Here is a 20,769-nt window from a genome sequence, read left to right as displayed (position 1 = left end):
AGCATGGACACCCTTCGCCTACCCGCAAAGATGGAACATCTCGATCGTTTTCGCTCCTATGTGTTGGACAAGGCCGCGCACTGGGGTCTGGATGACGATCTGCTGTTCAAGATTGAACTGGCCCTGGAGGAGCTCATTGTCAACGTAATTCATTATGCGTACGCCGAGCATGACCACGGCGAGGTGGAAGTGGGGTGTTCCCTGGTCAATGACTCCATCCTTCACCTGTGCATCCAGGATTGGGGGAAGCCCTTTGATCCCCTGGCCAGACCCGATCCCGATACCACTCAGGGGATAAACGAAAGGGGCGTTGGCGGGCTGGGAATTCACCTGGTGCGACGCATGGCCGACCAGGTCACCTACCAGCGGGAACAGGGCTGTAACATATTAAACCTGTACTTTCAGATCCCCAAAGAATGCCTCCTGCCTATCGAAAATTAGCCGTCAACATCGAAAAATCATCCTCCAGGGTATCCCCTTGATTCATCCGCCGGACATGATCGTACAGCTGATCTATTTCCGATTCCGCCCCCTGCAAGTCCAGCAAATAACCCTTAAATTCGTCGAAGGTCCACATTTCCCCATCGGGCTTGCGCACCTCGTACACGCCATCGGAATAGATGTACAGCCTCGTGGGCAGTTCCAGCGTGACACTCGCGCTCTTGTATTCGACACCCGGCAGGCCGCCTATCATGATGTTGGGTGTTTTCAGTTCCGCCACCTCGCCCGAAGCGCAAACAAGCAATGCGGGAGGATGCCCGGCGCTGGCATATTTGAGCTCGCCCGTGGCCCTGTTGAAAACCCCATACCAGATGGTGAAATACAGATCATTCTGGTTTTCCATCTGGAATGTGTCATTGAGGGCGGCCAGCACCCGGCCTGGCTTCCTGAAGTCGGTATTGGGCAGACTCTGTGAGCGCAGTACGTTCAGTGCGGAAACCGACAGCAGCGCCGGGCCCACCCCGTGGTCGCAAACGTCGAGAAGGTATATGGCAAAATGATCCTCGTCTATCCAGTGATACCCGAATGAATCCCCACCCAGTTCGGCGGAAGGAACAAACCGCCACCTGGTGGTGATGGCTCCGTCAAGGATCGGCAGGGGCAACAGGGAAGTGACATACTCCGCCGCCCTCTGAATTTGAGCGGAAAGAATTTGCTGGCTTTTTACCAGCGCCTCATAGGCTTCGTTCCTTTGCAGCAGGTTGATATACGCCTTGGAATGGTAACGAATGCGCGCGATCAGTTCTATCCTGTCAGGCAGCTTGACCAGGTAATCATTGGCCCCCAGGGCAAAGGCTTCCGCCTTGGTGGTCGCTTCCTCTTTGGTGGACAGAACAATCAGCGGAACGTCGCGCAGCCGGGGATGCGCCCGAAAAAAACGGACCAGGGTCAAACCGTCTATTTCGGGCATGACCAGGTCCTGCAAGATCACCGTGGGACCTATCTCGGTGGCGACGTGAACAGCCTTTGTCGGGTCCTGACAGTAGTGAAAGATGATATCTTCATCTGACGCCAGCATGCGCCTGACCGCTTCGGCGACCATGGCCTGGTCGTCGATCAGCAGTACCGTGATAGCATGTTGGGTCAAAGCGGAATCGGCCTTGGTTTGTTCCGGCGGCATCGCGTTTTCCTTTCCCCTGCCTTTACCTGTCCATGATAGGGGATTTCATCCCCCCAAATAAGCGACTTCTTCGCTGCGCATGTGCCTGGCAATGCTCTCTGCGATCCTATCCAGCGGAAGGATCTCCACCGCCGCGCCCATTTCGGCTGCGGCCCTGGGCATGCCATAAACGATGCTGGTTTGCTCGTCTTGCGCGATGGTATGCCAGCCGGCTCGCTTCAGGCCCAGCAATCCCTTGGCCCCGTCCCGGCCCATGCCGGTGAGCAAAACGGCCACCGACTTGCCCGGCCAATGTTTCTCCACGCTGAAAAAAAACGTATCCACCGACGGCCGATAAGGATAGTCTCTGGGCTCCGGTGTATAGTGCAGTGCCAGATCAGAGCCGATCACCAGATGGTCGTTGGTTCCCGCCACATACACCATCCCCTCGCGCAGGGTCTGACCGCCCGAGGCCACGGTGACCGTCAGGTGGGTCTGTTCGTTGAGCCACTCGGCAAGGCCTCCGGCAAATTGAACATCCACATGCTGAACGATGACAATGGAAGCTCGAAAATCTTCCGGGAGCCTGGAAAGGATCTCCGCCAATGCCCTGGGCCCGCCGGTTGATGAACCGATGGCCACCAATTGAGGCGCACTCCGAGGCAACACCCTGGGCGATCCGGGCTTTTCATTGGCTACCGGCTTGCCGATAAGTCGACTGATGGTTTTGATCTTCTTGAGCAGTTCGGCCCCGCCTTCAATTTTGCCTTCGGGGCCGAGAACCGGAGTAGCGACTGCATCGAGGGCTCCACAACCCATGGCTTCGAACACCTTGGCGGCGTTTCCCCGCACTGAAGCGGTGACCACCAAAATAGCGCAGGGAGTCTCCCGCATAATGGTGCAAGTCGCCTGCACACCGTCCATAACCGGCATGATCAGGTCCATTAAGACCAGATCGGGCAAGTCAGCCGCACATTTTTCCACTGCTTCGGCACCATTGTAAGCGATCCACGCTATCTCGTAATCCCCCACGGCAGCCAGCACACGGCGCAGCACTTCGACGGCCATCAGCAGATCATTCACTATCGCGACGCGCATCTTCCTTATGCTTCCCCGATCAGATCGATCACCGCGCTGATCAAACTCTCGTCATGAAAGCTGCTCTTGGTCAGGTAATAGTTCGCTCCCGCTTCCAACCCCTTGAGCTTGTCATCCTCCCGATCCTTGTACGATACGATCATGACCGGAATATCCTTCAGCCTGGGATCGGTCTTGATCCTGCTGACAAATTCAATCCCATGCATGCGCGGCATGTCCACATCGGAGATGACCAGATCAAAACGGGCATTGCGAACTTTATTCCAGCCGTCCATTCCGTCGACCGCGATTTCCACTTCGTAGCCCTTGTTTTCCAGCAGCCTGCGCTCCACTTCTCGAACCGTCAGGGAATCATCCACCACCAATATTCTCTTCTTCTCCCTGCCGGCAGCGGATTGACCTCTCAGCTCCACCTTGCCCAGCCGGCTCTGCGTCAGCATGTTGTCAATGGAGCGCACCACATCATCAATATCGAGGATCAACACCGGGGAGCCATCTTCCAGGATAGCGGCGGCGCTGATGTTGGGAACTTTGCCGAGAACCGGATCCAACGGCTTCACTACCAGGTCGCGTTCCCCCAAAAATTGATCCACCACCAGGCCAAAGCTGTTCATGCGATCACTGACCACCACCACCGATAGAGCCTCACCGCCCTGGCTCACAGAGGCCGTCTGCAATATTTGGTGCGCATCGACCAGGCCAATGTTGTCCTCTTCATAGCTGCAAAACTGTCTGTCCTCGACCGTCTTCACGGCTTCCCTGGCAACACTGAGGATTCGATCGACGCGGGTCAGGGGAACTGCGTAAGGCTCATTGGAAATATCCACCAGAATCGTTCGCACCACCGACAGAGATAAGGGGAGCTGCATATGGAAGCGAGTGCCCCGGCCTGGAGTGGAATCACACCGTACCGAACCACCCACCTCCTGCACCATCGAATGGACCACGTCCAGGCCCACGCCGCGGCCGGAAATCTCCGTCACCGCTCCGCTCGTGGTAAAACCGGGTAGGAAAAGAAATTCCATCAGTTCGGAACGGCTCAGGCTGGCGGCCATTTCTTTGCTGCCCAAACCCTTTTCCACAACCTTGCGCTTGATTGCCTCCGGGTCAATCCCTCTGCCGTCGTCGGTTACCGTGATCGACAGCATCCCGGCTCGATGGCGGGCTTCCAACGTCAAGTTGCCTTCGGCGGACTTGCCCTCGGCGGCGCGCTCGGCCGGCACTTCCAGACCATGATCGAGGGCGTTGCGCAGCAGATGGGTGAGAGGCGCCTCCAGTTTTTCCAAGATATCCCTGTCCACCTGGGTGTTCTCTCCCAGGATCTGAAAATTGACTCTCTTCTCCAATCGTTTCGCCAAATCGCGCACCATTCGCGAGAACCCATAGGTTCCATCGGAAAAAGGCCGCATTCGGCTGGCGATCACTTCGTTGTACAAACGATCGGCCAAGTGCTCCAAACGACGGGAAAATGAATCAAAACCCTCCAAATGTCCGGCCAACGTGGTACGCGCACGGCGCACCGCTTCTAAAGCCAGGCTGAGGGCCTCGAGGGATTCGCCCTGCATGGATTCGGCAGGCAAAAACTGACGGACTCGCTCCAGGGATTCGGCAATTGCATAATGCTCATTTTTCAGTTCCATCAAACTCCTGGTGAAAGACTCGAGCGATCTCGCCTCGATCAGGCTCTCTCCAGCCAATCCCATGAGGCGGCTCAAGTTTTGCGCTGTAATGCGGATTACGGTATCCGCCCCTTCCCTCTCCACTGCCGCCCTGGCATTCGCCTCAGGCTCAAGTGCAATTTTCACTCTGGCGGCACCGACGGGTTCTTTCGAGAACTCGGCCCGCTGCCCCTCCAGGATCGAGCGAAGGGATCCGCTTATGCCCCTTATGAAGTCTGCCTGTTCCGTGAGCCACAAGCCGAGATTTTCAGTATCCACACCGGCAGCGTGGGTGAAGATGTCATTGCCCGACAGAAGCACGTCTATGTGCTCGGGAATGAGCGTCAGCTCCCCCTTTTGCGCCGCTGAGAGGACGTCCTCCATGGCATGAGCCAATTCCACGGCGATGTCCAATCCAACGATGCGTGCCGCCCCTTTGATGGAATGGGCGGCACGCATCAGTGGCTCGACCCGCTCGCAGGACTGGTCTTTCTCCAATTTGACCAGCCCCGATTCCAGAATACGTGCCTGGTTTTCCGCCTCCAGTCGAAACAGATCCATCATTGACAGATCGCCCAGATCCGGCGGGGTCTCAGGCATCACAGGTTCTTTCAGCGTGGCTGGGTGCTGGCGGTTGGCTGCCGCCGGTTCAGGCTGCGCCGGGACACCGCCGGAGCCTTGCAGCAACCCGATGATATGGGAAATTTCACTGGATTTGTGTTGCAGCCACTCCTGCAGGCGGGCGGTGTCGAGACCGCCGATTTCACGAAAAATTCGACTCCCCTCGGCCACGCCTGCAATGAAATCCGGAGTCAGATGGAGAGTGCCCTGCTGTGCCTTGGACAATACCTCTTCCATGGCATGCGCCAAATTCACCGCCACGCTCAAGCCGACGATACGCGCAGCTCCCTTGATGGAATGGGCGGCGCGCATGAGCGGCTCGATGCGCTCCGGCGACTGCTCGCCCTCCAGATGCTGCAGCCCTGATTCGAGGACCTGCGAGTGATTGTCCGCTTCCATGCGGAAAAGCTCCAGCATGGATAGATCGTTAAGGTTATCCAGGTTTGAGCCCACTTCCAGTCGCTCCTGCCAGGGGTATGCTCCTCGAGGTTTTTGCCGGCGCCGGACAAGACCTGGCAATAGTCTTGTTCAGCCCTCCGTGCTAAAAGTCAAAGGACAAACAATTGAGGAAGGCATCCTCATCCAAAAACCCGATTTTCTTGTCCTCCAGGGTGAATATTCCTCTCGTCAAAACGATCGTCGATTTGGAGAGAGTGGCCGGTACCTTGTGCATCAGTCCCGGAGCAACCCGATAGACCCCCAGCACTTCATCCACCTCGAAGGCAAAACGGCGGCCCTCTTTTTTGACCACGGCCATCCGCCGTAACTTTTGTTGTGCCGTCGGGTCTGCAGCTTCATTGGCAACACCCAGAACGGCGGCGGCCGATACGCAAAAAAGGAGCTCACCGCCAATATTCACCAGGCCTCTGAAGACGTCGTTGGTGCGGTGCGGCACGGAATGGACCACACGCTCGCTGGTGATTTCCTGAAAGTATCGGGTCTTCAGAGCCAGCCACTCGTGCGTCACTCTGAAAACTATGACGGAAATGAGCTCCGCCGTTTCAGCCTTTTTCTCCCTGGCAATGATCTCGGTCCACTGCTGTTGGTATCCTGCCGGCACGGGACGATCAAACAGACTTCTGCCCGCCAAAACATACTCCGAACAGTTGCGGCAGTGACCGCGTGCCGCCAGCTTGGGACAGCTGCCATCCCCTTCGGTGCCGGTGATTTTCCAGCAACCCACCACTTTATCGGCTTCTTCCTTCTGCATCACTTACCCCGTAGACCCGTCTTTCGGCTGTGCCTGCGCACGGGCAGCACGCTCGCGATAGGTCTTCGCCCTTGAGCTGTCCCCTCTGTGTTCGTAAAGGAGATAGAGCTTCACCAGGACCTGATAATTATCGGGATCCAGATAGAGTGATTTGAGGAAGCATTGTTCGGCCAGATCGTGCTTATCCGCCGCATCATGCAGAAGTCCCATCAGGTAATAGGCCTCACTGTTCAGACTATGCTTCTGCAAGACCTGCTCACAAAGGGCTGCAGCTTCCTCCAGGGCACCTCGATTGCCCAATTGCCGCACGCGATCGAGCATTGCCTCCGGGCTTTCCTGGCCGGTGGACTGGATACTCGCGCGGGCCTCAGTCGGCTGCGACCAGTTCCTGGGCACTACGGGCGCAGGCGAAACGGGAGGGGGTCTGACCGGAAAAGCAGCCCTGCCGGCCGCCGATCTTTTTTTCTCGGCCGCGCCACCCCGCACCACGGCACTTATTTGTCCCTTTTTGCAGGCAAACCCTCGCGGATACTTGACAATGGAGTAACCGTACGAACGTACCAGCATGGTTTCGGTATGCCCCGTGAAGAGCAGTCCCCCATCGACAAGCATACCGTCCAGAACATCCAATATGCGTTTCTTGGCTGGCTGCGTCATATAGATCAACAGGTTGCGACAAAAGATTACATGATAGGATGAGCGATTAACCTGAAAAGCGGGATCGAGGATGTTGCCGCGCTGAAAACAAACCGAGTTGCGTATCCTCTCATGAATTTTCATTCCGTCTGCTGTTTGTGAAAAATATCGGGCTACAAAATCCTCATCCTTTTCTCGAAATGAGCTTTTGCCATAGATCCCTCGTTCAGCCGTCTGCAGGGCCCGCTCGCTTATGTCGACCGCATCGATGGAAAAATCCCGGTGGCCGAGCCCTGCTTCCACCAGTGTTATGGCAACCGAAAATGGCTCTTCGCCTGTCGAGCAGGGCACCGACAGCAGCCGCAACATTCTGTTCTTATGCAACGGCTTCCACTCGTGTAAGACATACTGGCGCAAATAGGCGAACGGACCTTGATCGCGAAAAAACCAGGTTTCCGGAACCACGACCGATTCTATGAGGGCCGCCAGCTCAGCTTCGCTGCCCTTGAGTAAAGCAAGATATGCTGCCTCCGACCGCGTTGCAGTACGCTCCATTCCGGCAAGGACGGCCCGCTCTACACTCTTGGTCCCGATCGATGCGGAATCGAGGCCGATCGCCTGGGTGAGGAACTGTTCAACTTGCTGAAAGCGCATCGGCCACCTTTTCGGCTTCGGCGAAAAGGGACCGGCGCAACTCTTCCGGCAGAACCGCCTCCACGACGATGCGCTGGATCATGCCCTCTCCGTCGATATAGAGATCACCCAGGTAACGCCCCGCGGAAGCCACAAACCCGGGAGATTTGAAATCTTCTTCCCGGCATTTGAGGGTCTCGGTCACTCTTTCAGCCAAAAGTCCCAAAATATGTTCATTGGCGTCGGCACCGACATACTTCACCAGGATGACCCGCGTGCTCAACAGATGCCGCGCGGGTGCCCCACCAATGAGGGCGGATAGATCCACCACCGGAACAATATCGCCTCGGTAACTGAGCAGACCAGCCACATGGGACGGCGCGTGGGGAACCGGCTTGCAGTTCACGACCGGTACCACCTCGACCACCTTTCTGGAATCGATCCCATATCTTTCTTTGCCCACGAAAAAGATCAGGAGCAGCATGGCTCAGGCACCACCCACTCTGAAGCGCGCCACTTCACTTCTCAGACCCTGGACCGCTTCGTTCAGCTGCACGGTGGCATCTTTGAATTCCTGGAGTGAGGCGCGCGTCTGTTCGGCCGCTTCGGAGAGCTGATTGATGGCTTCACTGATCTGTTGCGCTCCGGCCGACTGAGCCTGCATACCCACCTTGACCGCCTCGAACTGGGGCTCAAGATCCTGAACCTGGGCTATGATTTGCCCGAGCATGCCACCCACGCCGGTCACCTCTTCTACTCCCCTGCGCACTTCTTCGGAGAATTTGTCCATTTCCATGACCCCCGCGGACACCGCCGATTGCATGGCCGTTACCATATGCTCGATGTCCTGGGCGGCGACTCCGGTCTGATCCGCCAGGCGACGAATTTCGCGCGCCACTACGGAAAACCCCAACCCGTATTCACCGGCCTTTTCCGCTTCGATGGCGGCGTTGAGTGAAAGCAGATTGGTTTGATCGGCAACTTTGGCGATCGTCGTAATGATACTGCCGATGTTGTTGGCCTTTTCGTTGATAGTGGATAACCTGGCGGAAAATGTGGTGGTTGCCGTGACCAGTCGCCGCATGATTTGTTCCATATCCGCCAGGCCGTTTTGGCCTTGCCCGGCGAGCGTTGCCGTGCCGGACACCATACCCGCCACCTGTTGCACGGTACCGGCAAGCTCCTGGGAGGTCGCAAAAATTTCGTTGGAAGTAGTGCTCACCTCATTGAGGGATATGGCCTGCTGTGCTGCAGTGGCCTCGAGCTCCCGCGCCGAAGCGGCGATTTCGGTAGCCGACGTGGTGACCTGGATACCCGAGTTCTGGACCTGCCCAACCAATGAGTTGAGATTGTGGGCCATGATATTGAAGGAATTGAGCAACTTCCCCGTTTCGTCCGGCTCTTTTTTCCTTTGCTCCACCTGTTCCGAGGGCCGACTGCCGCCCTCAGAATAGCTATCCAATGATTCCGAAGCTCCCTGCAAATCACCGCCGGCGATCTGCTGCGCAACGTCGGTAACGCGTCTCACCGGTCTGAAGATGGCATTCAAAAAATAGTTGATTCCTACCAGGGCGATAGTCAGGATGAAAATGGAAATGAGGGCGCTGTATATTCTCAGCCGGTCCACACTGGCTTCTACAGCGGACACCGGTATGGAAACGATTTCTGCCGATTCGACGCGATCGGGGAGATGCCCGTAACCATCATCCTGGGCCACGGGGTAGAGCTTGCGCATTCCCTCGGGAGCCTCTTCAGGACGACCATGGCATTGCATGCAGGCCGGCTTGTTGACCTCGCCGACGGCGATGACATAGTTTTCGACTCCATTCAACTGCCTGAAACCCTGCCAGACGGGCTCCTTCCCTTTGATGTGCAGCTCATCGAGCAGCTTGATGAGTTCCGTCTCCGCCTCATTGGCCCGGTTACCGGGATTGCGCGGTTTGATCGAAGCCGTCTTGAAGTTGAGGCCGTACCTGTTTTCTTCCGGGATTTTCGCGAACACACCGTTAGCCGCATAGGAAGTAGACTGAAGTTCGGTCATGAAACCCTCTCCGATCAGCTCGGTTGCCTTGGGTCGAATGACCGTACCGGTATGCGCCCGCACGGCCCGCATACTGTAGAGCAATATTCTCGCCTTCTCTTTGTACTGGTCAAAAAAAATGTTCTGCAGAAAGTATGAATCAACCCATACGGCGGCAACACTGAGCGCAACACAGAATGTTGTTCCTGCCAACATGAATTTTGTTTTGATCTTCAAGGCAACCCCTCATACCAGGTTTTGCACACTGGAGCATCCCCATACATTGTCCTCGAGAAAGCTCTTCCCTTTCCAAGGCAGGTTGTGACCCTCCAATTAGTTAATAACAGGACCATTACATAGGCCTATATACGAAATGCGATGCGAGGTAAAGCTCCGATTTGGCGGTGATATGCCCTGGGAAGCAATGCCCGCTCCCGGGGAACAACCGCCAGCGGGTGGTTGCTTTTTGTTCGTGCCGAAGTTATTAATCGCGTAATTCTGAGAATCGATCCCGGTTGCAGAGCATCTGGCCATAAGCCCGCATGGGCGGCAGCTCATTTTCGATGCCGAGCCGACCAGCTTCAACCGGGCCGACTGAACCACAAAGTTAACCCGGGAGATTGCATGAAGCTCTTTATCATTCAGCCTTCACACTACCGCAGCCGTGGGAACCGTACAGTTCACAAGACCAGGAAAAGGAGTGTCGTAGGGCTCACCCTCCCCTTCCTTGCCGCCATTACCCCCAAGGAATGGGAAGTGAGTCTGATAGACGAACAGCTGACGGACATCGACTATGATGCCCCCGTCGACCTGGTTGCCCTCACCACATGGACTATCAATTCCCTGTGGGCGTACCAGATCGCCGATCGCTTCAGGCAAAGAGGCGTACCGGTCATCATGGGAGGCCCGCACACCTACTTCTATGCGGATGAAGCCGCTGAACATTGTGATGCCCTGGGAATCGGGGAAGGTGAAGGAATCTGGCGGCCCATGCTGGAAGATGCAGCCGCGGGAAGACTAAAAAAGATCTATCGCGGGAAGACGCTGCACGATCTAAGTGGGCTTCCTTTCCCCAGGTATGATCTGGTCGATCTCAAGAAGTACGGATTGTTCACCACCTTCTCGGTGCAGACTTCTCGAGGCTGCCCTTTCGCCTGCGAATTCTGCTCGGAACGCTTCTATCTCGGCCATAAGTATCGCTATCGTCCCACCCGGGAAGTAATCGAGGAAATCAAGTACAGCAAGGCCAAAAATGTGTTTTTTGCCGACAGCAACTTTGCCGGCAAAAGATCTCATACTATGGAGTTGATGGAGGCGCTCATTCCGTTGAAACTGCGCTGGTCGGCTCTGTGGTCGATGGATCTGTGCAATAATCAGGAGTTCATGCGCCTCGCCAAAAGGAGCGGACTGCTCCACATCAATATCGGCATGGAAAGCATCGATCAGGGCACCCTCGACGGTATGAATAAAAGGGCCAACAAAGCCAGTCAATATGAAGAGACATTGAAGCAGTTGCGCGCCATGGGAATCAGCTATTCAGTCAACCTGATATTCGGCCATGATACCGAGAAATCCACAGTTTTCGATGCAACTTTAGAATTCTTGATGCGCAACAAAGTTCCGGCCGCCTATTTTAACATTCTCACGCCGCACAAGGGGACTCCATTGTATGACCGTATGCGGGAACAAGATCGCATACTGGACGCATACAATATGGGCCGATGGACGGGCATAAATTGCTACATCAAGCCGAAACACTGCTCCCGTGAAGAACTCGAGGATCGGGTCAAGGCCTTGTACACGAAGTTCTATAGCCTGCCATCCATGTTTTCCCGTCTCTCCCCGCCCATCACCCGATCCAACATTGCCTCCTGGGTGGTCAATTTTTCCCAGCGAAAAATGGCCCTCGCCGATTCCATGGAAAATTTCGACTACTACTGATGAAGCACTGCGGCCTATTGCTCTATTGCGGCTTCCCGCCGGCAACCTGCAATTCAATCTGGCGTAACCATTTGATCGATGGTATAGAATGTCGATTAAAGCGCGCCCGGGTTTAGCGATTTTATCGACAACCAAACGTCATGCCGGGGAAACGCCGCCCAGGCGGCAGGCATCCAATGGACGACGTTTGGTATATGGATTGCGGCTTTTGCCGGAATGACCGTGCCCGATTTTGCCCGACAAAATCGCCAAATTTACGGCGCAGGAATTTTCGCTGGAATGGCTGGCCGACAACAGGATCCGAGCGATGGAGGGAGTTCGGTGAAAGCTTTAAATTCGATCGCCTGTGTTTTTTTGTCAATCTTCCTTCTCCAGGCAGACGCCCCGTCAATTGCGGCGGAACCAACGGCCACTCCCCGGGAGGTCATGGAAAAGGTGAGAGAGGCTGCCGCTTTTCTGCAATCCGCCGGAGCGGCAGGGCTTTCGCAGTTCATGGACAGCAACGGCAGATGGGTCTGGAAAGACACCTACGTCTGGGTCCTCAAGTGCGATGACATGACGGATGCCGCCCATCCGCTGAAACCCATACTGGTCGGCAAAAACCTTGCCGGCATAAAGGATGTGCGAGGCAACTACTTCTTCGTTCAATTCTGTGAGAGTGCAAAGAAGCCAGCGGGAGGCTGGGTAGAATACTGGTGGCCAAAGGTCGGTGAAACCGTACCCTCCAGGAAAATTGCCTACGTTCTGGCGGTGCCCGGCACTCCTTATCAGGTGGCGGCGGGAATCTATGACGAGGGCATTCCTCTGGAAGAACTGGAAGAAATGCTCAAATAATCTTGCCGGAAGGACGTACGGCACCGTCGCAAAATCTTTTCTCAGGCACCATAATGTTTTTGAAGACTTGCCTCATGAAGCACATCGTACAGGTACCGCCGGAATGTTAGCAGGAAAGCAGCGCGCTCTCGCTCCCAGGCAGGTTGGCAGCACCTGGGACCGGATCGCGTTGCGATCATCGGGCAACAACAAGGAACGGTGGCGATGAAAGTATCTTCCAAGCTGATCATCCTGATCTCCCTGGGGATTGCCATGATCGGCTTCCAGTTCGGCGTCAACCGCTATTTGAACCACAAGATGAGCGAATACAGCACAGCTACTCACCAGCTCAACAAGATGAGTGAAAGCCTGCTGAACGCTATCATTGAAGAAAAGAATTTCATCTCAACCCATTCTGATGAATCATTCAGCGAAGTGCTGAGGTATGCCGCTGAGGCTGAAAAGAATGCCGAACTTTTGCTGAAGCGCACCATTGTCAGTTCTTCCGAAGTGAAATCTCTCCTGGCACTGATCGACCGGTACCAGGAATCGTTCAGCAACCAGGTTAAATTGATCAAGCAGCTCGACTCCGTGGAGAGTCGTATTGACAGTGCGGTCATGACCTTCAATGAAAAGTCCGGAGCGGTCATCAAGCAGATCAACATTGAAATCGGGACGGCGTTGACAAACGCCGAAGAGGTCGATGAACACATTCGATCGTTGGCTGACATCACGCGGGATGTGGCGTTTATAATCAACCGACTGTTCCTGGTGCTGAATGAGGACCTGTTCCGCAAAAACGACATGAACAGTTACCTGCTGTACACCAACAACGCCGTCAAAGAACTGGAGAGAGAAAAGAAAAACGCTCTCCCCATTGCAAACCTGGTAATGGATGATGGCTATTTGCAATTCATCGATTTAATGATTCAGACAATTGATCAGGTCCCAACCGAGATTGAAGAAGTGCAGCACATCTGGGTGGACAAGGAGGTGAATCAGGCTCAGTTGGACGGCATACGCCTGCAGGTGCTGAAGGCCAAGCAGCTGATATTGGCCAATGCCGACCAGGGCATGGAAGAATTCAATCGGCAGCTTTTCATAGTCAACGCCCTCGCCTTTGCCCTGAGCGTTTTGTTTTTGCTTTTCATCGGCATGGGCATCATACAATCGATCACCAAACCCATCGGTGCCATGACCGCCTCCGCCAAGGAGATTGCCGAAGGCAATCTGAGTCACGCGGCAACGGTTTTTGCCGATGTGGGCGGGGAACAGCAGGAGCCCCGTGCCGTCAGGAAGAAAAAGAATGAGATTTGGCAATTGTCAAGCGCCTTTGGTCGCATGGCCAGATCGCTCCAGTCTCTGATCGGTCAGGTGCAAAAATCGGGCATCCAGGTGGTCAGTACTGCCACTGAAATTTCGGCTTCCGCCGGCCAGCTGAAGGAAACTGCGGCCGAGCAGATGGTGTCGGTCAATCAGGTGAGCGCCACCTCCAGAACGATCTCCTCGAGGTCGCAGCAACTATCCGACACCATGAACGAAGTCGCTGAATTAGTTACGCAAACGGCAACTCTTGCGGAGCAGGGCCAGGGTGGCCTGGGTCGTCTCCAATCGAGCATGCAGCAGCTCATGCAGGCCACCGGGTCCATCGCCCAGAAACTGGAAACCATCGACGAGAAGACCCACGGCATCGACACCATCGTGACCACCATCACCAAGGTGGCGGCCCAAACCAATCTGCTTTCCCTCAACGCGGCCATAGAAGCTGAAAAAGCCGGTGAATACGGTTACGGTTTCTCCGTTGTCTCTCAGGAAATCCGCCGCCTGGCCGACCAGACGGCAGTGGCGACGCTTGACATTGAAAGAATGGTGCAGGGGATGCAATCGGCTGTCACCTCCGGCGTTATGGAGGTGGACAAGTTCCTGCAACAGGTTCGACAGGGTGTGCAAGACGTCGATCAAATCGGTGCACAGCTCTCCACCATCATCGATCGAGTTCAGGCTTTGACACCGCACTTCGACGCTGTGAACGATTCCATGCAGTCCCAGAACCAAAGTGCTGAGGAAATCAGCAATGCCATGAAGCAGCTGAGTGAGACGACGGAATTGACCAATCAGGTGATTCACGATTTCAAGGTCGCCACCGAGCAGTTGCAGGAAGCGGCTCAGGCGCTTCAGGCGGAAGTGGCACAGTTCCGGGTTGAAGCTGATCCGGCCTGAAAGGGTGTTGATCATGTGTGATGCTGCCCAAGGCAGGGAATCATGAAGGCTCCCCAAAGCACCGACTACTACCTGTGTGATCAGTTATTTTCGGAGGAAGACCGGTGCCTGCGCGATGCGGTGCGCAATTGGGTCCGAACGCGCTACCTGCCAAAAGCTGCCGACTATTTCGAACGCGGCGAATTTCCCCTGGAAATTCTGCCCGAACTGGCATCCCTCAAACTCTTGGGAATCAAACAAAAGGATTACGGCTGCCCCGGCCTGAGCAACATGGCTTACGGGCTGATCTGCCAGGAGCTCGAACGGGGAGACAGTGGACTTCGCTCGTTTGTTTCCGTCATGAATGCTCTGGTCATGTACCCCATCGCCCAATTCGGCACGGAGCAGCAAAAGAAAAGATGGCTGCCGGCCATGGCACGCGGCGACCAGATCGGCTGCTTCGGGCTGACCGAGCCGCAGGCCGGATCCGATCCCGGCAGTATGCAGACTAGCGCTGCTCCGGCCAAAGACCACTACATTCTAAACGGCCGCAAAATGTGGATCACTAACGGCGAAATTGCCGACGTCGCAGTCATCTGGGCGCGAGCGCCGGACGGCATCCGCGGCTTTCTGGTGGAGAAAGGGACCCCCGGCTTTTCAGCACATCCCATTGCCCGAAAGTTTTCCTTGCGCGCATCGGTTACATCAGCTCTGGTGCTGAAGGATGTGCAGATTCCAGCGACAAATCTGCTGCCTGGGACCACGACGGGCCTGAAGTCCGCCCTCATGTGTCTCAATGAGGCGCGTTACGGCATCGCCTGGGGCGCCGTGGGAGCCGCCACGGCCTGCTATGAAGCGGCCCGCGATTACGCCGGCAGCCGCAAACAGTTCGGTGCTCCCCTTGCGTCGTACCAACTGGTTCAGCAGAAGCTGGCAGGAATGCTGACGGAAATCACCAAAGCACAACTGCTTTGCGCGCGGCTTGGACAGCTGAAGGACTTGGGCATCGCCCGGCACACTCACATTTCCATGGCCAAGATGAACAACGCCGCCGAAGCTTTGAAAATCGCCCGCACCGCCCGCGATATTTTGGGTGCCAACGGCATCAGCCTGGGGTATCCTGTAATCCGCCACATGTTGAATTTGGAGACGGTGAACACCTATGAGGGAACCCAGGACATTCATGCCCTTGCATTGGGCCGCGACATTACCGGCCATGACGCGTTTACCGGGTGCTAAGTGATGAACCATTTTTGATGCTGAGCCGCAAAGTATCCCTATGGCCATCTGGTTCGTTTCCCTGATCCTGGCAGCAACGATTTTCCTGCTGATAACCGAAAAAATACCCATCGATGTGACGGCTGTCGGATTAATGGTCGTCCTCATGGTCACGCGCATACTCAGTCCCGTAGAAGCCCTGGCAGGCTTTGCCAACCCGGCGGTGATAACCGTCGGCTCCATGTTCATGCTCAGTAGAGGTTTGATGCGCACCGGAGCGCTCGCCTTTGTGAGCGAAAAAATGATCGAGTACTCCCGGGGCAGAGACAGGCGCATACTCATCATGGCCATGCTCGGCACCGCCCTCCCTTCGGCATTTCTCAACAACACTCCCGTGGTCGTCCTGTTCGTTTCCATCATCATGAGTGTGTGCTGCGAATATGGATTGAGCCCATCCCGCTATCTCATTCCCGTTTCCTTTTGTTCCATTGCTGCCGGTACCTGCACCCTCATCGGCACTTCGACCAACATTATTGTGAGTGACCTCAGCTTCAAGTACGGCTACGGCACCATCCAAATGTTCGAACTTTCTCCCCTTGGCACCCTCATTGCCATCCTGGTGATTGCCCTGCTTTTCATTCTATCTCCACGGCTCATGCCCCAGCATAAGGCTCCCGTCTGCGAACTGAAAGGCGAAGCGGCTCCGCGCTACCTGGCAGAGCTTGCGGCTCATCCCGAGGGTAAGCTGATTGGGCACGACCCCCAGGAATTTTTGTCCCGTCGGTATCCCAGCATCGAGCTTTTTGAATTGATCCGAGGCGACGTCATACATTTTCCCGAGCGAGAGAGGCTGCGTGTCGCTCCCGACGATATTCTCTTTGTAAAAGGGACTGCGAACGATCTGGTGGCAATCCTCAACGAGGGGATCGTGGACCCGGCCCACAAGGTGGAGGAACTGAATTTCAGGGCGCAGGATGAGAACTCCATTATCGTCGAGTTGATCATTCCACCCGAATCCGCGTTGATCGGCGAACAGCCCATTGAAGCGAACCTGCAGAGTGAACTGGGCATCCAGTTCATCGCAGTGAAGCGCAAGGGGATCCATTACACGCGACAAAAATTGCGGAATTTGAAGCTGTCAATCGGGGACGTGCTGCTCATCCATTGCACACGAGACAAGCTGGACGAACTGCGCAACAATCCGGATGTGATCGTTCTCGAGGACATTCATCATCGCATTGTCCACAAAAAGAAAGCGCCTATCGCTCTGGTCATTTTCGCAGCAATGATCGCCGCCGCCTCGACGGGTTTGATGAACATCGTGACGGCGGCAGTCACAGCGGTATTTCTAATGATCATAACGAAATGTCTGCACTTGAGAGATGCCTATCGATCGCTGGACGTCAAGGTTTTGCTGCTCATCATCGGCACCATCGCACTGGGCGCCGCCATGGAAAAAACCGGCACTGCCAGACTCTATGCAGACGCTTTTCTGGCTCCTTTCAAAGGCCGCAATCCGGCACTCATCCTCAGCGCCTTCATTTTGTTGACCAGCATCATCACGCATATCATCAGCAACAACGCCACCGCGGTTCTGCTTCTGCCCATCGCCATCTCCACGGCCCTTTCGCTTGAGGTCGATCCCAGACCTTTCATCGTCGGCATCTGCTTTGGTGCCAGTTGCTGCTACGCCTCACCCCTCGGCTATCAAACGAATCTGCTGGTGTATGGTCCGGGCGGTTATCGCTTCACCGACTTTCTCAAGCTCGGCATTCCCATGGTCGTCGTCTCATGGCTGCTGAGTTCGCTTTTCATCCCGCTCATTTGGCATTTTTAACCGAGCTCGAACCTGATCCCCTGCGCCAGGGGCATTTCACCCGACCAGTTGATGGTGTTCGTCTGCCGGCGCATGTATGCTTTCCAGGCATCCGAACCGGATTCCCGACCTCCACCCGTTTCCTTCTCACCTCCGAAAGCCCCGCCAATCTCGGCTCCCGAGGTGCCGATATTCACATTGGCAATGCCGCAGTCACTGCCCATATGACTTAAGAAAACTTCCGCCTCGCGCAGGTCGTTGGTAAAGATGGCGGAAGTCAATCCCTGCGGGACGTTGTTGTGGAGCTCGATAGCTTCCTCCAACGTCTTGTAGCGAATGAGGTAGAGAATCGGGGCAAAGGTTTCCCGTTGAACGACGGTGAAATCGTTGTGCGCCTCGCAGATGCAGGGCGCCACATAGGTTCCGGCAGCAAAGATGCCGCCGGACAACACCTCGCCTCCGTAAAGCACACGTCCGCCTTCTCTTTTCAACTGGCCGAGCGCCTCCTGCATGGATGCCACCGCAACGCGGTCAATAAGGGGACCCATCAACGTACCATCTTCCAGGGGATTGCCTATTTTTACCTGCCTGTAGCCGTTCACGAGTCGCTCCAGCAAAGCGTCATAAATCCTATTGTGTGCAATCACCCGGCGGGTGGTGGTGCAGCGCTGACCGGCCGTGCCCACCGCGCCGAATAAGATGGCCCGTACAGCCAGCTCCAGATCGGCATTGGCAGTGACCACAATGGCGTTGTTACCCCCTAGTTCCAGGATAGTCTTGCCCAGCCGCGCGGCTACCCTCTCACTGACATGCCTGCCCATCGGCACGCTGCCCGTTGCGGAAATAAGACTGATGCGACGGTCGGCTATGAGCTGTTCACCAATCGTGTCTCCTTTGCCCACCACCAGATTCAAAATTCCTTCCGGCAATCCATGCGACTGCACAATTCGGCCGCTGATTTTCATCACCGCAACGGCGCACAGAGCCGCTTTGCTGGACGGCTTCCAGATGACCGTATCGCCTGCTACCAGGGCAATCATGGCATTCCACGACCAGACCGCCAGCGGAAAATTGAACGCGGTGATCACCCCGATTGGGCCAAGCGGGTGCCATTGTTCATACATGCGGTGCCGCGGGCGTTCACTGTGCATGGTGCGGCCATACAGCATGCGCGACTGTCCCACGGCAAAATCACAAATATCGATCATCTCCTGAACTTCGCCTTCCGCCTCCACACGGATCTTGCCCACTTCGAGACTGATCAGTGCACCCAGCTCCTGCTTGCGCTCACGCACGGCCTGGCCAATCCGGCGCACGATCTCACCCCGTTTGGGAGCGGGCACCATACGCCACTCTTCGAATGCCTCACGGGCCCGCGCCGCCACCTTTTGCAAATCCTGCACCGACGCCTGCCTGACCGTTGCGATGGACGATCCGTCAATAGGGGATGTGGACGTCAGATCGTCGCCCGTACTCTGCAGCCAGTCTGCTCCGGTGCAGACACCGGAATTTATTCCTTCCATCTCCAGCCGATGCAGTATCTCCTTCATAGCGTCACCTCACTCGGTAGCCAAAATCATTTTCTTGAACACTGGTCCAAAGAAACATTAAAGGCCTGTTCTGTCCTGCCGTCACCCCGCTACCTCTCCAATGGCCTCTGCCAAGATGGCAAGACCCACTTCGATTTCGTCCCGGGAAACACTCAACGCGGGGCAGAAGCGAATGGCATTTTCACCGCACGGCAATAGCAGCAACCCTCTGCTGAAAGCTTTCTGCAGAATCTGGTTGCGCCAATCCGCAGCCCGTTCCTTGGTGTGGCGATCCCTGACCAGTTCGACGGCGACCATCAATCCGATTCCGCGCACGTCTCCCAGGCATTCAAAGTGTTTCTGCAAGTCGCGCAATCCCACCAGGAGCTGCCCACCTCGCGCGGCGGCATTGGCCATAAGCCCCTCCTCCAACAATTCAATGGTGGCCATGGCGGCCTTGCAGGCGATGGGGTTGCCGCCAAATGTGGAGGCATGCGATCCGGCTTCCCACGTCATGATGTCGGCACCCGCCACCATGGCGCCGAGAGGCATGCCGGAGGCTATCCCCTTGGCCAGAGCAATGATATCGGGCTCTACCCCGAAATGCTCCATGGCAAACATCCTCCCCGTTCTGCCCATGCCCGACTGAACTTCATCGGCAACATACAATATATCGTATTTTTTCATTAACTTACTTAACTGCTGGTGAAACTCGGGCGGCGGCACAATGTAGCCGCCCTCCCCCTGGATAGGCTCGACGAAAATGGCGGCCACTTCTTCGGGCGGCACCGAAGTGCGAAACAGCGGATCTTCCAGCCAGTTGACACAGGCAATGCCGCATTCTGGATGACACATACCGTATGGGCAGCGGTAACAGTAGGGATAAGGAATATGTGTGATTCCCGGCACCAAAGGATTGTAGTATTTTTTTTGTATGGCTTTGCTTGCCGTCAGAGAGAGCGCGCCCATGGTCCTGCCGTGAAAGGCGCCGAAAAAGGCAAGATTGAGCTCCCTTCTGCTGTGCCAGCGAGCCAGCTTGAAAGCGGCTTCCACGGCTTCCGCTCCGGAGTTGCCGAAAAATACCTTGCGCTGCCTCGCACCGGGTGCCAGTTTGGCCAGTTTTTCCGCCAATTCAATTTGCGCGGTGTAATAGAAATCCGTACCGGACATGTGCAGCAGCTTTTGAGATTGGGCAACAATAGCCTGGACAACGCGCGGATGGCAATGACCGGTGGCACACACGGCAATGCCCGCGGTCAAGTCGAGGAATTGGTTGCCGTCGGCATCGTGCACCCACAGCCCTTCACCCCTTTCGACCACAAGAGGGTAAATGCGCGTATAGGATGGAGAAACATAAGCGTGGTCCGTTTCGATTAACCTTGCGGCCTCGGGGCCGGGCAGTAAAGTCTTGATAATCGGCAGTCTCATGCTTGCAAAACCTGTATCAGTCGGTCAGTATGGTTCTTGACAAAGCCTCCTCTGGTGACGCGATCATGCAGCAGGGGTTGCGAAGAGGCCACAATGAATGGTGGTAATCGTACTCCAAGGATTACACGCAACGGCGGCAATATGTAAACAAAATGTGATAAATTTTTTGTCAGCCCTTCACCCGGGAATATCGACAAGGACCCTGTTCAGCAAGCCGGGAGCGTTCCTGGAGATGGGAGAGAGAGCTCGTCAACAAGGTTCTAGCCAAGTGTTGCACCTATACTTATATTTTTTGATGTTGATTTTGCTTAGATGCCGCCCGACAATCCCAAACTTTTGAGAGGGTGTT

At 55.6% G+C, this 20,769-nt stretch carries 15 protein-coding genes; 6 read left to right on the top strand and 9 right to left on the bottom strand.

Annotated features, from left to right (window positions below):
• Positions 1 to 3: 3 nt before the first annotated feature.
• Positions 4 to 441 carry an ATP-binding protein gene (locus tag K1V27_RS08165; RefSeq protein ID WP_258929165.1) on the top strand — a complete coding sequence of 146 codons (438 nt, stop codon included), beginning with the start codon at positions 4 to 6 and terminating at the stop codon, positions 439 to 441.
• Here K1V27_RS08165 and K1V27_RS22615 read toward each other — a convergent pair.
• The 7 genes from K1V27_RS22615 to K1V27_RS08125 form a co-directional block, all read right to left on the bottom strand.
• Entirely contained in the window at positions 428 to 1,621 is a 1,194-nt protein-coding gene (locus K1V27_RS22615; protein ID WP_309574002.1) for a SpoIIE family protein phosphatase, read from the bottom strand. The two genes, K1V27_RS08165 and K1V27_RS22615, sit on opposite strands and share 14 nt — an antisense overlap.
• A gap of 45 nt (positions 1,622 to 1,666) precedes the next feature.
• Entirely contained in the window at positions 1,667 to 2,698 is a 1,032-nt protein-coding gene (locus tag K1V27_RS08150) for a chemotaxis response regulator protein-glutamate methylesterase (RefSeq protein ID WP_258929164.1), read from the bottom strand.
• 5 nt (positions 2,699 to 2,703) lie between these two features.
• Positions 2,704 to 5,430, bottom strand: coding sequence for a hybrid sensor histidine kinase/response regulator (locus K1V27_RS08145; protein WP_258929163.1), 2,727 nt, complete (start codon positions 5,428 to 5,430; stop codon positions 2,704 to 2,706).
• Between the two features lie 88 nt (positions 5,431 to 5,518).
• Positions 5,519 to 6,187, bottom strand: a complete 669-nt coding sequence (locus K1V27_RS08140) for a chemotaxis protein CheW (RefSeq protein ID WP_258929162.1) — start codon at positions 6,185 to 6,187, stop codon at positions 5,519 to 5,521.
• A gap of 3 nt (positions 6,188 to 6,190) precedes the next feature.
• The gene (locus K1V27_RS08135) at positions 6,191 to 7,477 is read right to left on the bottom strand and encodes a CheR family methyltransferase (protein WP_258929161.1); all 1,287 of its coding nucleotides are present in this window, start codon (positions 7,475 to 7,477) and stop codon (positions 6,191 to 6,193) included.
• A complete protein-coding gene (locus K1V27_RS08130; RefSeq protein ID WP_258929160.1) occupies positions 7,458 to 7,940 on the bottom strand; it encodes a chemotaxis protein CheW in 483 nt (160 codons plus the stop codon). Before K1V27_RS08130 ends, K1V27_RS08135 begins: the two co-directional genes overlap by 20 nt.
• A gap of 3 nt (positions 7,941 to 7,943) precedes the next feature.
• The gene (locus K1V27_RS08125) at positions 7,944 to 9,713 is read right to left on the bottom strand and encodes a methyl-accepting chemotaxis protein (RefSeq protein WP_258929159.1); all 1,770 of its coding nucleotides are present in this window, start codon (positions 9,711 to 9,713) and stop codon (positions 7,944 to 7,946) included.
• 387 nt (positions 9,714 to 10,100) lie between these two features.
• Here K1V27_RS08125 and K1V27_RS08120 point away from each other — a divergent pair, with 387 nt between their 5' ends.
• The 5 genes from K1V27_RS08120 (at position 10,101) to K1V27_RS08100 (ending at position 17,484) form a co-directional block, all read left to right on the top strand.
• Positions 10,101 to 11,417 (top strand): B12-binding domain-containing radical SAM protein, encoded by a 1,317-nt coding sequence (locus K1V27_RS08120; protein ID WP_258929158.1) that lies wholly within the window; start codon positions 10,101 to 10,103, stop codon positions 11,415 to 11,417.
• Positions 11,418 to 11,738: 321 nt separating this feature from the next.
• Positions 11,739 to 12,251: a cache domain-containing protein gene (locus K1V27_RS08115; RefSeq protein ID WP_258929157.1), complete on the top strand. Its 513-nt coding sequence runs from the start codon at positions 11,739 to 11,741 to the stop codon at positions 12,249 to 12,251.
• A gap of 204 nt (positions 12,252 to 12,455) precedes the next feature.
• On the top strand, positions 12,456 to 14,450 hold the full coding sequence (locus K1V27_RS08110; RefSeq protein WP_258929156.1) for a methyl-accepting chemotaxis protein: 1,995 nt from the start codon (positions 12,456 to 12,458) through the stop codon (positions 14,448 to 14,450).
• Between the two features lie 42 nt (positions 14,451 to 14,492).
• Complete coding sequence (locus tag K1V27_RS08105; RefSeq protein ID WP_258929155.1) at positions 14,493 to 15,668, top strand: acyl-CoA dehydrogenase family protein; 1,176 nt, start codon at positions 14,493 to 14,495, stop codon at positions 15,666 to 15,668.
• Positions 15,669 to 15,708: 40 nt separating this feature from the next.
• The gene (locus K1V27_RS08100; RefSeq protein ID WP_258929154.1) at positions 15,709 to 17,484 is read left to right on the top strand and encodes an SLC13 family permease; all 1,776 of its coding nucleotides are present in this window, start codon (positions 15,709 to 15,711) and stop codon (positions 17,482 to 17,484) included.
• Here the strand turns inward: K1V27_RS08100 and amaB are convergent.
• Both amaB and K1V27_RS08090 read right to left on the bottom strand, forming a co-directional pair.
• Complete coding sequence (gene amaB, locus K1V27_RS08095) at positions 17,481 to 19,013, bottom strand: L-piperidine-6-carboxylate dehydrogenase (RefSeq protein ID WP_258929153.1); 1,533 nt, start codon at positions 19,011 to 19,013, stop codon at positions 17,481 to 17,483. The genes K1V27_RS08100 and amaB overlap by 4 nt on opposite strands.
• Positions 19,014 to 19,094: 81 nt before the next feature.
• Positions 19,095 to 20,420: an acetyl ornithine aminotransferase family protein gene (locus tag K1V27_RS08090; protein ID WP_258929152.1), complete on the bottom strand. Its 1,326-nt coding sequence runs from the start codon at positions 20,418 to 20,420 to the stop codon at positions 19,095 to 19,097.
• Positions 20,421 to 20,769 lie beyond the last annotated feature (349 nt).

It is taken from the genome of Desulfoferrobacter suflitae, assembly GCF_022603395.1.
GTDB lineage: Bacteria > Desulfobacterota > Syntrophobacteria > Syntrophobacterales > Syntrophobacteraceae > Desulfoferrobacter > Desulfoferrobacter suflitae.
Note: the sequence above shows the minus strand (reverse complement) of the source record. Positions and strands in the feature narration are given on the sequence as shown.

Bases quoted from the DNA above. Each gene is read 5' to 3' on its own strand.
- K1V27_RS08120 (WP_258929158.1), top strand. From the start codon at position 10,101: ATGAAGCTCTTTATCATTCAGCCTTCACACTACCGCAGCCGTGGGAAC.
- K1V27_RS08135 (WP_258929161.1), bottom strand. From the start codon at position 7,477: ATGCGCTTTCAGCAAGTTGAACAGTTCCTCACCCAGGCGATCGGCCTC.
- K1V27_RS08110 (WP_258929156.1), top strand. From the start codon at position 12,456: ATGAAAGTATCTTCCAAGCTGATCATCCTGATCTCCCTGGGGATTGCC.
- K1V27_RS08100 (WP_258929154.1), top strand. From the start codon at position 15,709: ATGGCCATCTGGTTCGTTTCCCTGATCCTGGCAGCAACGATTTTCCTG.
- amaB (WP_258929153.1), bottom strand. From the start codon at position 19,013: ATGAAGGAGATACTGCATCGGCTGGAGATGGAAGGAATAAATTCCGGT.
- K1V27_RS08130 (WP_258929160.1), bottom strand. From the start codon at position 7,940: ATGCTGCTCCTGATCTTTTTCGTGGGCAAAGAAAGATATGGGATCGAT.
- K1V27_RS08105 (WP_258929155.1), top strand. From the start codon at position 14,493: ATGAAGGCTCCCCAAAGCACCGACTACTACCTGTGTGATCAGTTATTT.
- K1V27_RS08165 (WP_258929165.1), top strand. From the start codon at position 4: ATGGACACCCTTCGCCTACCCGCAAAGATGGAACATCTCGATCGTTTT.
- K1V27_RS08090 (WP_258929152.1), bottom strand. From the start codon at position 20,420: ATGAGACTGCCGATTATCAAGACTTTACTGCCCGGCCCCGAGGCCGCA.
- K1V27_RS08140 (WP_258929162.1), bottom strand. From the start codon at position 6,187: ATGCAGAAGGAAGAAGCCGATAAAGTGGTGGGTTGCTGGAAAATCACC.
- K1V27_RS08150 (WP_258929164.1), bottom strand. From the start codon at position 2,698: ATGCGCGTCGCGATAGTGAATGATCTGCTGATGGCCGTCGAAGTGCTG.
- K1V27_RS22615 (WP_309574002.1), bottom strand. From the start codon at position 1,621: ATGCCGCCGGAACAAACCAAGGCCGATTCCGCTTTGACCCAACATGCT.